The organism is Flagellimonas yonaguniensis, assembly GCF_029193885.1.
In the GTDB taxonomy this organism is placed as follows: Bacteria; Bacteroidota; Bacteroidia; order Flavobacteriales; family Flavobacteriaceae; genus Flagellimonas; species Flagellimonas yonaguniensis.
On the sequence record NZ_JARFVB010000010.1, the window covers coordinates 116,369 to 127,404 of the forward strand.

Annotated in this window: 13 protein-coding genes; 1 reads left to right on the forward strand and 12 read right to left on the reverse strand. The window is 36.9% G+C overall.

The window, feature by feature from the left end; all coding sequences use genetic code 11:
• Window positions 1–49: 49 nt before the first annotated feature.
• The 7 genes from PY092_RS14605 to PY092_RS14635 form a co-directional block, all read right to left on the reverse strand.
• A complete protein-coding gene (locus PY092_RS14605; protein ID WP_275616542.1) occupies window positions 50–454 on the reverse strand; it encodes a thiol-disulfide oxidoreductase DCC family protein in 405 nt (134 codons plus the stop codon).
• A 106-nt stretch (window positions 455–560) separates the two neighbouring features.
• A complete protein-coding gene (locus PY092_RS14610) occupies window positions 561–1,301 on the reverse strand; it encodes a DUF2268 domain-containing putative Zn-dependent protease (protein WP_275616543.1) in 741 nt (246 codons plus the stop codon).
• 402 nt (window positions 1,302–1,703) lie between these two features.
• Window positions 1,704–2,186 carry a hypothetical protein gene (locus tag PY092_RS14615; RefSeq protein WP_275616544.1) on the reverse strand — a complete coding sequence of 161 codons (483 nt, stop codon included), beginning with the start codon at window positions 2,184–2,186 and terminating at the stop codon, window positions 1,704–1,706.
• An 86-nt stretch (window positions 2,187–2,272) separates the two neighbouring features.
• Window positions 2,273–2,791 carry a RidA family protein gene (locus PY092_RS14620; RefSeq protein WP_275616545.1) on the reverse strand — a complete coding sequence of 173 codons (519 nt, stop codon included), beginning with the start codon at window positions 2,789–2,791 and terminating at the stop codon, window positions 2,273–2,275.
• A 207-nt stretch (window positions 2,792–2,998) separates the two neighbouring features.
• Window positions 2,999–3,385: a VOC family protein gene (locus tag PY092_RS14625; RefSeq protein WP_275616546.1), complete on the reverse strand. Its 387-nt coding sequence runs from the start codon at window positions 3,383–3,385 to the stop codon at window positions 2,999–3,001.
• A gap of 77 nt (window positions 3,386–3,462) precedes the next feature.
• Window positions 3,463–4,467: a DUF2971 domain-containing protein gene (locus tag PY092_RS14630; protein ID WP_275616547.1), complete on the reverse strand. Its 1,005-nt coding sequence runs from the start codon at window positions 4,465–4,467 to the stop codon at window positions 3,463–3,465.
• Between the two features lie 30 nt (window positions 4,468–4,497).
• Window positions 4,498–5,937, reverse strand: a complete 1,440-nt coding sequence (locus PY092_RS14635; RefSeq protein ID WP_275616548.1) for a caspase family protein — start codon at window positions 5,935–5,937, stop codon at window positions 4,498–4,500.
• A gap of 330 nt (window positions 5,938–6,267) precedes the next feature.
• Here PY092_RS14635 and PY092_RS14640 point away from each other — a divergent pair, with 330 nt between their 5' ends.
• Entirely contained in the window at window positions 6,268–6,543 is a 276-nt protein-coding gene (locus PY092_RS14640; RefSeq protein WP_275616549.1) for a hypothetical protein, read from the forward strand.
• Window positions 6,544–6,635: 92 nt separating this feature from the next.
• Here PY092_RS14640 and PY092_RS14645 read toward each other — a convergent pair whose 3' ends face one another.
• From PY092_RS14645 to PY092_RS14665, 5 genes are all read right to left on the reverse strand, one after another.
• Window positions 6,636–7,556 (reverse strand): leucine-rich repeat domain-containing protein, encoded by a 921-nt coding sequence (locus tag PY092_RS14645; RefSeq protein ID WP_275616550.1) that lies wholly within the window; start codon window positions 7,554–7,556, stop codon window positions 6,636–6,638.
• Between the two features lie 85 nt (window positions 7,557–7,641).
• Window positions 7,642–8,529 (reverse strand): serine hydrolase, encoded by an 888-nt coding sequence (locus PY092_RS14650; RefSeq protein ID WP_275616551.1) that lies wholly within the window; start codon window positions 8,527–8,529, stop codon window positions 7,642–7,644.
• A gap of 86 nt (window positions 8,530–8,615) precedes the next feature.
• Window positions 8,616–9,395, reverse strand: coding sequence for a DUF6090 family protein (locus PY092_RS14655; protein ID WP_275616552.1), 780 nt, complete (start codon window positions 9,393–9,395; stop codon window positions 8,616–8,618).
• 8 nt (window positions 9,396–9,403) lie between these two features.
• Window positions 9,404–10,171 (reverse strand): DUF6090 family protein, encoded by a 768-nt coding sequence (locus PY092_RS14660; protein ID WP_275616553.1) that lies wholly within the window; start codon window positions 10,169–10,171, stop codon window positions 9,404–9,406.
• A gap of 4 nt (window positions 10,172–10,175) precedes the next feature.
• On the reverse strand, window positions 10,176–11,036 hold an 861-nt coding region (locus PY092_RS14665), incomplete at its 5' end, for a hypothetical protein (RefSeq protein ID WP_275616554.1).

Genomic DNA, 11,036 nt, shown 5'->3' on the forward strand with positions numbered 1-11,036 from the left:
AATGGTGTGAATGGGCCGATTGATTTAGGGAAAGTCAGGTTTTGATGAGTCAATCCAAAAACTTGGCCTTTAGCTCGGGCGTGGGAATCATACAGGATTCCTGTTTCCCAAACCATTTATAGCGGTTTTTGGCCACAAAATCATAAATGCCATTTCTGATGGAAGTTGGAATCCAAGTGAAAATCGTGGATAACTTCCATAATCCGCCCAACTCCCGGGCTATTTCCAAAGCAGCATCGGATTTTGTATAATAGGCCACTCCGGGCTCGATAAGGATAATGGAATCCACCTTGGAGGTGTCGATATGGCGTTGTGCTGCCAATTCTTGCCCCGCTCCACTTTGCAGGGCCGCATAGCGGAAAATATCCTTTTTGTCCCGTTTGATTACAAACTGAACAGAACCATTGCACAAATTGCAGACCCCATCGAACAAGATTATCTTTTTATTTTCCATATTGCTGTCATTCCTGTGCAGGCAGGAATCCAATTACTTTTTCACAAAGATACGGCAGCGTGTCATCAAAGCCTAGCTTGTGGATGGGGCTTGCCTTTTAAGGGTTTTAGTGCCCTGCCAGTTGAAATATTTCATCAGGGCTGAGTTCACTCAATTCCAATACGCTTTTTCTAGATCTGGTCATTGCTTTCCGAATCAAATAGTTGCCTGTTCGGTATCCGATGGATTGGCGACCATCCGGATGCTGGAACATCCATTGTTGATAGTCGGCATTTTTGGGCAAAGCCATTATTTCCGTTACCCATTGCTCGGCAATTTCATCTTCTGGCGGACTATCGGCCTCCATGGCAGAGGTGTATTCTTCGGAGAAGACTACGGCCAACCCTTCATTTATGGCCGCAATGGGTATGCCTGGTCCAAATTTGTTGTCCCGAATGGCCCAACCTCGGTATAGATGGTGGAACTCATGAAATATGGTGTGCTTCAACGCCTTATGGGTCGCAGCGGCCACACCGCCCGGATAATTTTTGGATATTTGAATGAACACCACGGGAGGGCTATTGGTTTCGGTACGCCCGGTAACACCACCGACCACATCAAGGTTCCAATCTACGATTTCCAAGGATACCTGTATGCTGTCGGGTAGGGTGGGGAGTAGGGTTCTGATTTCTTTTTCGGATTCCAGAACTACTTGTTGAATGAGTTCTTTTTGCTCCGTGGTAAATTTCCCGTCTTTTTCGGTAAAGGTGATAATGGAACTTGTAGCTTCTGAATTGTTTGAAGTGTTTTTACAATTACTGATTAGGTTTAGTGCCAAAAAAAGCACTAGAATTTTGATTGATTTCATTGATGTTCGTTTTACTTGTAGACTCGGTAGAAGCAAAAATGTTACATCAAAAAAATAGGAGCACATCATCTTTAGATAGAACTGATGATAAGAGTGTCATTTCGAACCGAGCTATGCGAGTGTGAGAAATCTGGATTTCTCAATCGGAACTTTGTTCCTCATATCGAAATGACTCTGGTGCTGTGGTGCGGTGCTGTCATCCCTGCGCAGGCAGGGATCCATTTACTTTTTTAAAAAGACATATAGCTTTACAATTAAAGGTTAGTAGGCTGACACTAATGGCGCGAATTCTCGCGAATGACTTTGAGGAGACCAATGCCGTAGCACGACACCATTCCAAAAAGTAGGGAGTTTGGTTTAGGGGTGGGGGAGCAATCGATTAATTCCACTGTTGTGATTTCATCACTCTTCTATCCCGGATTTTTTTCTTTGAGTTCTACCATACTCAATAAATGAGCCATCAAAAAATTTACTGAACGGATGTTTTAGTAATGCTCCAAAACCTGCGGTGAGTACTATCCCATCAACCAGTGCTTTTCTGGATCTCCAATTTTTTGCACTCAACATTTTATTTTCATTTTGCAAAAACAAATTTTCAACATGCCGAACTTCCGCGCCAAACAAATAAAATCCATGAATCTGTTCTTCTTCGCTCAATGAGTCGGGATCATCTCTATACATTGTTATCAATCTTGCTAATTCTGGAGAACTGCCAAAATTGAGCAATATGTTGATGTCCAAAGTTGCAATTTCATGAAAAGTTGACGCTTGTGTTGCCTTTGTATTTGCTCTAATCTGAACACCAACAAATATCAAAGATATTATGATGGCAACTGCTGATATAATTTCAGCAGCTAATGCATATTCTTCCAATGTTTCTATCATAATCCAAAGTTGTTTTCTTACTAATGGTGAATTTGGTCAAGGGGATATGGGTACTGGATCATAGCTTTTGTTGTTCGTTTGTACAATTACTCCGATTTATGTACTTCAAGTTCGATTTCAACCATAAATTCGGGTAAAGCCAACCCCGTTACTTCAAGCCAAGAACCCGTTGGAAAACCATTTTTATAAATTTCAGCTCGGTAGGCAGATTTTTCCAGCATTTGTGCCATATCAGTGGTAAAAATATCTTCTTTGACCACATCGTCAAATGTGCAGCCAAAGTGCTTTAATATTTTTTCCAAATCAGCATAACAGTTTTTCATTTGTTGTTCTATATCGCCAATTGCGGTAGGGTTTCCCTCATCGTCCATACTTACTGCTCCAGATATTTTAATGTCGTTTCCAATTTTCACAGCGTGTGAATATCCATAAGCATTTTCCACTTCTGGACGTAAAAGAAAATATTCAGGTTTCTCCGATTCAACGATTACCTCCTTTTCAATTTCTTTGGTTTCTTCCTTTTGTTTTTGTTCGCAACTCAGGAATCCAAAAGCTATTGCAATTAGCGTTGCGAACAATGTAACTTGGTTGGTTGATTTTTTCATAATTGGTAGTGTTTAGTGCCTACTTTGGTCGGTTTTCGGCTTTCCCGTTCCTTTTCTCTCCATTGGGTTTCAGGTTTTTCCTTCTGAAAGCAATCGCTGACGGATGCTGCGGAAGAACTTGATCACAAGCGGTTGGTTTCTCTAAAGATATGATTTTAAATGGATTGGATTTAGGAACAATGAATTATGGTTATTTTATGTGCCGACTTACTCCGTTATTTCAATCCAATTGCCTTCGGGGTCGGCAATAACACTTTCGTAATAGCCATCGCCAGTGGTTCTGGGTTCTCCGATGACCGTGAATCCGTTTTTGCGGATGGATTCGGTAAGGGCATCCACTTTTTGCTTGGAACCAACGGATATGGCAAAATGGGCAAGGCCCAGTTTGGTATCCCTATTAGTAATGAATTCGGAAATATCGGGTCTGTGCATTAATTCGATGCGTGCCCCATTTTTAAAGGAGAGGAAATAGGAACTGAATTGTTTTTTTGGATTGTAATATTTTTCGTTGGATTCCAACTCGAAAAAACGCAGGTAAAACGCTCTCATTTTTTCTAGATCCGAAGTCCAAATGGCGATATGCTCAATTTTCATTACACTCTTTTTAATAAAAGTAGGGAATTTGGTTTAGGGGAGGGAAAGCAATGGGTTTTAGCTGTTATTATGTATGGTTATTTTTCATAATTGAATTGTATTTCTATTTTTCCTTTTTTTATTTCCGCTGAAACCCATGGTAAGTTATCAATTTCATTTTGGTCAGTAAAGAATTCAAAGAACATTACTTTTCCTTCATTAAATAAATTCTTTTTCAAATAGTTAATTAAAGTTTCAATTTCTGATTTATTTAATTCTTGTTTTAATAATACTTTGAATTCTCCAATACCTCCAGAATTGAATATTTTGCTTTTTATGATTTCAAATTTTATAGATTTACCATTAGAAATTAGTATTTCCTTTAGGTAATTAGAATCAATACAGCTTTCAGTCTCAACTTTTACAGCTTTAAAGGAGTAGCTGTTTTTTTCTAATTCTATTTGATAAAAATTTACTCCTCTTTCTTTTAATAGGTTTATAATTTGATTTTTATCTGATGCACTAGTTTTTAGACCAAAATAAATTGATTTCAATGCTTTGTAATCGTAGGAATTCAGTCCCTTTTTACTGGTTACAATTCGATGTTCTTGCTCATATTCCCACCTTTTTGATTTATAAAAAGCAAACTTCTTAATGAGGTCATTTTGTTTGTTTCTTATGATGTCCAAAAAGCCAATGCTTGGTGGCTCTTTTGAATATACAACAGGAAAAGAATGAACATGATTTTTTCCGTCATTTTTCAGTAAAACTTCTAAATCATATTCTATGCAAAATCCTTTGTGCGAATTAGCATAATGAGCCCAAAGTAATTCGTCTAACGGTGTTTTGGAGAGTGAGTAAATACCCATCTTATCGTCCATCGATAAAACCTCATCAGTATTGTTATTGATTAACTCGAAATCTTCTTTAGTTTTGGCTCCAACTTTTTGTCCAATATAATTCAGAAAATGTTTTACTCTTTTTGTGTCAGTAGTTGCTTCACACGGGTCATTTAATTGTTGAATAGAAGACGACCAATATTGATTGTTTTCAATAGCTATTAAATCATTGTCTGTTCCACTCCTATATTTATATACAAGCATTTACTTTATTGGTTTTGTTGGCTTAAGCAATCATTCTTCTCCTTTTTTCTTTTCATTAAAAGTTTCATTGAGGATATTATTTATTTTGTTTTGAAACATATCAAATATTTTTTTTAAACCCGAAACAACTTCATCTGTTTTTGTAATTGGATAAGCTGAATGAAACCATTCAATATTTGTGTTTAAGGTTTTCTTGTCCCAATTCTTTTCTTCAAAGTTTGTAGTAAAGTAAAAAAATGCAATCTCTCTTTTTGAAATGAGATAAATAACACGGCACGTAAAAGAATCAACATTAGGAAATTGAGAATTTAGATTAAATACAATTGTTTTGTAGGGAACTTCAACATCCAAGTCAAATCCGTCCATTATCCATTCATATTCATCATTATTCTCCTGCCCAAGTATTTGAACTCTACCAAACGAGAGTGAACCATAAGGGTTTGTATATCTGTCTTTCCGAACTCTTTTGTGCTTTGATTGAGCAAAATATTCATGGTCATTGTCTTTGAGCCATTTACCAATAATGTTTTCCTTTACAATTGGATCATAACCTTCATGAAAGCTAATATCAAGTTCAAATATACTTTCGATGTCACCTTCTAAAGAAAATTTGTCTACTTTCTCTTTGAGGGTCGTAATGAGTTGTAAAGCTTCTTCTTTCCCACTATAACCTTCGGCCTTTTTCTTAATTTGATCCAATAATGATGTTGCTTCTGACTTGTCTGCCTCCTTTGTTTTAATATTGAATTTCAGTGTTTCCAAATATTCCTTTAATGGTTTGTCTATTGAACAGAACTTCTCTGTATAGTCTGCCTGTATAACGAAGAATGGTGTCTGGGATGTGTTACCTTCAAACTCGTCTGAAATAAAATCAATAATGTCTTTATATCGTATTTCAGTGCTGTTGTGGTTCTTTATTGATAATATGAAGCTTTTGGTAAAGTCACTAATAATATCGGATTGATATGAACTTTGATCATTCAAAGACGAATTTAAGAAGTAGCACCTATTAAATCGTTCTTGAGTCTTCTTGAAATACTTACTGATGCCATTTGCCTCCTTGATATAAGATTTTCCAGATTGGCAAGCATCAATAATTTTAACCACTAAATCAGGACTAAGCGCCTTAATGAGGTTGTCAACTTCTTCATTTTGTAGCGAAGTCTGTTTTCGTTTATGTTCGTCATAGTCTGATAATTGAAAGTAGAATTCATCATTAAAAAACTCACCATGCCCCGTATAGTAGAGAAGTAATTCTGATATGTCGTCCTTTTTATGATCTGCAATGAATTCTGTGAGTCTTTCCTTGATTATAGCACTTTCAAGTTTTTCATTGATATAAAGTATATCATCGTACTTACCAGTTTTAACCATAATATCGTGTATTGCCTTAGCATCTTTATGGCAGCCAGGTAGATTATTGGCAGCGTTCTTATACTCGCTAATTCCTAAAATTATTCCAATATTCATTGTTCTTTATTTATTACAGTTAACAGGTTTTTTTGGACTAAAAATCCAATAGCACTCTAAATTCAACGAAATTTCCCTCAAAATCAATAAGTTAACCTGCCAAGTTGTAAGAAGTTATCAACCGACCCGCTATTTTCAGTTTCGGGAGAAAATGTATATTTGAGTCGTCAACACATTTTAATAATCTCGCAATGCGAAAATTTCAAAATCGGTTTAAACAGAAAAAACTGGGAAGGCATACGGGTGCAAGTCCCGAGACCTATCTGAGCATTGCTTGGAATGTGTTGACGGTGACCTTCCCTTTTTGTTTCATTAATAACCTACTTACTTATGTCAACACAAGATGGTCAAAAAAACTGCCCCCAATGCAGTAACACGAATGCGCAAAGCGCTCCCGAAATTTCCCAAATGCTAACCCAAGCACAAATCCAATTGTTGGACTACGCCGATGCCTTGGATGGTCCCGATCTGGTAAAATCCCTAAAACTGCTGCACAATATTGCGGTGTACCATTCCTCCGAACCTTTGGATGAAGTGGAAAAAGATGCGCTCTTCAACATAAAAGGGCTGTGGGAGTGTATTGAGCGGATTGTTATTGAAAAGTGAAAAGTAAAAAAGTAAAAGTGAAAAGGTTAACGGTTATGGGTAAAAGGTGAATGGTAAAAAGGTTAAGGGGGGTAGTAGTACTATCCGAGCGTTTACTGGCAATCCTCGTTCAATGCTTGGTATTCGGATAATGTGACCGAGAGTATTTCCTGCCCGCTCTGTATTTTAATACAGTTTAAGTCTGGGTTTCTATCCACACGTAGATCTATGAGTGCTGTGTTCTGGCTCACATCCAAACGGGTCATTTCGTTGGATGAGGCATAAAAATACATCAGGTTCGGATTACCATCAAGATTGATGTGCTGCAGCTTATTGTTGGAAATCACTAAGGTTTCCAGAGACGGATTGTCACTGAAATCTACCGAGCTCAGTTGATTCGTGGTCAATAAAATACTTTTTAAATTGGGGGCTTCGGTCAAATCGACAGAGGTCAAAAGGTTGTCGCTCATGAGCAAATGCTCAATGGACGCATTGGTAATGCTAAAATCCTCAAAGTAGTTATAGGACAGGTTCAATTCCTTTAATTGTGTTGCTTGCTCCAGTCCAACAATCTCGGTCAATTCGTTTACCAACACATGCGCCAAGATCAGATCGGTATTTTTACTCAGGTCGAGGGTGGTGAGATAATTGTTCTGAAGGTACAAAGTGTCCAATTTTGTATTGGAACTAACATCGATGTCCACAAGGTTTTGTCCGGCTGCTGATAAAAAAGTAATATTTGTAAACCCTTCGATACCTTTTAAATCTTCAATTTCACCGAAGTGATTATCGAGGTTTAAGTCCAATCGATTGACCTGTTCCGCATCTTCCCTCAACATTTGCTGGTTTATTGTACCATCTGTGTCGATTCCTTGGTCAATGAGCAACTGTTCAAAATGCGCATCTTGTATGGATAGGTATTTATCATTTTCCAGATCATTGCTCAAACTCTCTTTTGAACAGGATGTCATAAGAAAAATGGAAGAAACAAAAATCAGGGCAATGCTTGTATTTGCCTTTCTAGACTTTATCATGATGAATGTTTTTTGATGAAAGCCTATAAGACTAAGAACTGTATAAATTGTTACATTTTTTTTGAAGAGAATTAAGTATTGAAAATCAATGTTTTTGATTCATCATGTGGTCATAAAAGGTTTTTGAAATGTCCGCCAGTTGTTTAGTGCCCTTATCAAAATCCTTTAAGTTTTTGGAGAGCAGCACCAATACATAGCTTTTTCCATTGGGCAGGTACACAATGCCCGCATCATGGTGCACACCGGTTATGGACCCGGTTTTATGGGCAACCTCAACGTCTATGGGGAGTTTGGCCGGAATCATGTCATTGAACTGTTGGTCTTTTAAAATACGAAGCATATCCTGACAGTCCGTTTCGTTTCCTGCCTTGTTCATGGCAATGGCTTCCATAATGACAAGTAGGTCCTTTGCCGTTGTTGAATTGCTAAGCCCCAATTCATAAGCCTTGATATCTTCAACACCCCGTAGGACTTCAATAGTATCCGCACCCAAATCCCGCATGGTGGCGGTCACTTTTTTGGCATCCACTAGCTCAATCAGCACATTGGTGGCCAGATTGCTGCTTACGGTGATCATGCTGTACATTAAATCTTTGAGTGCCACGTTGGTGTTTATCTTATCATAGATGACATCATCACTGTCATCCGCAATGTCCATACTGTAGGGACTACCGTCAACAATGCTCTTAAACTCATTGACAAGAAGGATGGAATCGTTCAGGTTGATTTTTCCTGAAGCCTGTTGTTTGAAGAGTTCAATCATCACGGGAACCTTCATGGTACTGGCGGCGTGGAATTCTTGGTTGGCATTGATATGGAGACTATCCGCAGGGTCAGAGAGATTTAGGAACGCCACTGCCACATCACCTTCAATGGTATCGATTTGTGTTCGGACTTTGGTTTCCAACGCTTCTTTTGGGGTTGGTTTTGGTTGGCAGGCTGTTATGCAGTAGCAAAGCAAAACAAAAAGCATGAATTTCGGTTGATTAATCATATTGGTTTGGTATAGTTTTTCGAAAGTTCTAGTTTTCTACTTCGCGAGTCAAGTTTTCCAAAGGATTAATTTTCCGCTAATTCCTCATCTATCAAATTAATGGTTCTGTTTGTAATAGTTTCAAGACTAAACTTTACCCAAATCTCATCGCTGTACTGGTTTTGATAAACCCTATATAGATCTAGATAGGTTTCACTATCTTTAACCAAAGTTGCAATTTCATCATCGGATAACATAAAATCTGGGTGTAAGGGAATTGTCGGATGAATCTTTAACTGCTCAGGAAGTTCAAATACCAAACCTAATTTGGCCCAAAGCTTGTCAAATTTATTATCAATATCATTGGTGTACAATTGACTCCCTTGATCTCGGATTAAATTTCTGGATTCTATATTATCCTTTAAAATGGAGAGGTGTTGTTTGAGCGTGTCACTCAACATGACAAATTTCCCTGATGAGATGGCTTCTTCCTGAACAGAAGTTAGAATGCCCAATTCTCCATAGTACTGCATTTCCTTTAAATACAGCTTTAGGCTATCCATGGGAATATGTAGGGGTCCAGTGGAGAACTGAAGCACTTTGTTCAAAATTGCATTGCTGTTATGCAAACCGAGGATGTGATGCTCCATTCTCAATTTATTTTCCATCAGTTCTGCTCTGATGTTGAGCATCAATTTTTTCTTACTGGTTTCTTCCTTTCGGTGTTCGTTCCAATTATTGATTTGAAGTGCAAGAAGAATACCTATGACCACCAAAATGATTTCACCCAATGCATACAACAGGTATTTGGTAAAGCGGTTTTCTTGAAGTAGTTTTTGGCGTAATCTTCTAAAGAGTTTAGTCATGAATGAGTTTATTTGGTTGAGATAACTGACGGGTAAGCTTTTTCGATATGCGTTATTAGGTTTTTTGTTAATTCAATATTACGCTCTAAAGCGAAAATGTATGAAGTGTAAGATGCAAACAAATCGGCATATAGATTTTCAAATGCCATAGATTTAATAATGGGGCCAACATCAACAATACTATCATTTTTGGTGATTTTTTCAGGGTAAATCTCATGCATCAAATTTTTTAAACTCAAATTTTCGCTTAGAAAGGGAACCATCCTATTTTTAAATACATCACGGGCAGATAGGTTTATTGAAGAAATACCTTCAATCGAATTATTGTAATCCTGAAGTTCATTTACAAGGGTTTTTGAATGGCTAAAGCCAAAATTTTCTATAGCCAATATTCTTTTCAATTTTTGATTGAAGGGAGTAAAAGGTGAAATCAATGAAGAATTAAAAATATGTTGGTTTAGATCTTCATTGGTCAATAATTTTAGCGAATCATCACTTATATTAAGCAGGAAAAGTACTTCCTGGTTTATTTCTTCAATTTGTTGCCGGTGTTTCGTTGTTGCTTTTAAGTTTTGCTGCAATTCTTTATACAGTTCTTTTACTATTACCGATTCTTTTTGAAGTTCTTTTCTATGTTCGTTCCAATTATTGATTTGAAGTGCAATAAGAATTCCAATGACCACGAGAACAATCTCACCAATGGCATACTTTAGGTAGTTGGCGGTTTTGCCTTCGCTAAGCAGTTTTTTACGGATATTTCTAAAGAGTTTAATCATAGCATTAGTCTATTTTTTGATACTCTTTTTCTCCTTTTTGATTAAAAGCAAGACTCTTTATCTTGCCTTTATCTCTATTAAAATATACGTGTTGAAAATATTTTTCAATATAAAATTTATCCATTTCATAAGGTAAAATTTCATTATTGGGTATGTTGCCGCCATCTTCATTATAATAACTTAAAAAGAGTTTTTTATTTTCAAATGCTATCAATACATAGTTTTCTTTAGTTGACTCATATTTTCCAACGTATTGTTTTAGAGTATCTTCGGGTAGCTCAATGGCTTTAAAATTAAATTCTTGGGGTAATTCAGGTAACGGGTCTATCGTAGGGTCTTGCTGTTTTAGTTCATTGTAAACAGCATTTAATAAGGCGACTGTGGCACCTTGAAAATATTCCAAACCAGTTAATGCATATTGTTTACTGCCTAAATCACTAATGATGAGCTTTCTTCCTTTAGCTGAAGTTGCAAATTTTATAAGCCCTAGCCTGTTTAGGCTATCGTGCTCTTCTTTAGTTTCATTTACAAGCGAAGGGAATTTTTCAACAGGATACCCATCAAAATAGTCTTGTTGATACTTGAAATAGTCTTGATATTTTTTTAACTCTTCAAACAAGTAAGCCAGTGATAGTTTTTGGGCAACTACTCGTTGGTTGTAGTAATTAGTAATCATTGTATTTAACTGGTCGTTATTGGATAATTTAGTAATACCCAAATTGGTCATTTTATTATAAGTATAATTCCCCCCATCCTTAGGACAGGTTTTCTTTAAAAATAAATGTGATAATGGTGTTGAAAAGAGGGGGTCCGGGGGAGACTGATAACTCCCCGTTTTTGTTGAAAACCCTGCTTCTCCCGATAT

What these genes read in the sequence shown, in the direction of transcription:
- PY092_RS14605 (WP_275616542.1), bottom strand. Translation starts at nt 454, where the DNA reads ATGGAAAATAAAAAGATAATCTTGTTCGATGGGGTCTGCAATTTGTGC.
- PY092_RS14610 (WP_275616543.1), bottom strand. Translation starts at nt 1,301, where the DNA reads ATGAAATCAATCAAAATTCTAGTGCTTTTTTTGGCACTAAACCTAATC.
- PY092_RS14615 (WP_275616544.1), bottom strand. Translation starts at nt 2,186, where the DNA reads ATGATAGAAACATTGGAAGAATATGCATTAGCTGCTGAAATTATATCA.
- PY092_RS14620 (WP_275616545.1), bottom strand. Translation starts at nt 2,791, where the DNA reads ATGAAAAAATCAACCAACCAAGTTACATTGTTCGCAACGCTAATTGCA.
- PY092_RS14625 (WP_275616546.1), bottom strand. Translation starts at nt 3,385, where the DNA reads ATGAAAATTGAGCATATCGCCATTTGGACTTCGGATCTAGAAAAAATG.
- PY092_RS14630 (WP_275616547.1), bottom strand. Translation starts at nt 4,467, where the DNA reads ATGCTTGTATATAAATATAGGAGTGGAACAGACAATGATTTAATAGCT.
- PY092_RS14635 (WP_275616548.1), bottom strand. Translation starts at nt 5,937, where the DNA reads ATGAATATTGGAATAATTTTAGGAATTAGCGAGTATAAGAACGCTGCC.
- PY092_RS14640 (WP_275616549.1), top strand. Translation starts at nt 6,268, where the DNA reads ATGTCAACACAAGATGGTCAAAAAAACTGCCCCCAATGCAGTAACACG.
- PY092_RS14645 (WP_275616550.1), bottom strand. Translation starts at nt 7,556, where the DNA reads ATGATAAAGTCTAGAAAGGCAAATACAAGCATTGCCCTGATTTTTGTT.
- PY092_RS14650 (WP_275616551.1), bottom strand. Translation starts at nt 8,529, where the DNA reads ATGCTTTTTGTTTTGCTTTGCTACTGCATAACAGCCTGCCAACCAAAA.
- PY092_RS14655 (WP_275616552.1), bottom strand. Translation starts at nt 9,395, where the DNA reads ATGACTAAACTCTTTAGAAGATTACGCCAAAAACTACTTCAAGAAAAC.
- PY092_RS14660 (WP_275616553.1), bottom strand. Translation starts at nt 10,171, where the DNA reads ATGATTAAACTCTTTAGAAATATCCGTAAAAAACTGCTTAGCGAAGGC.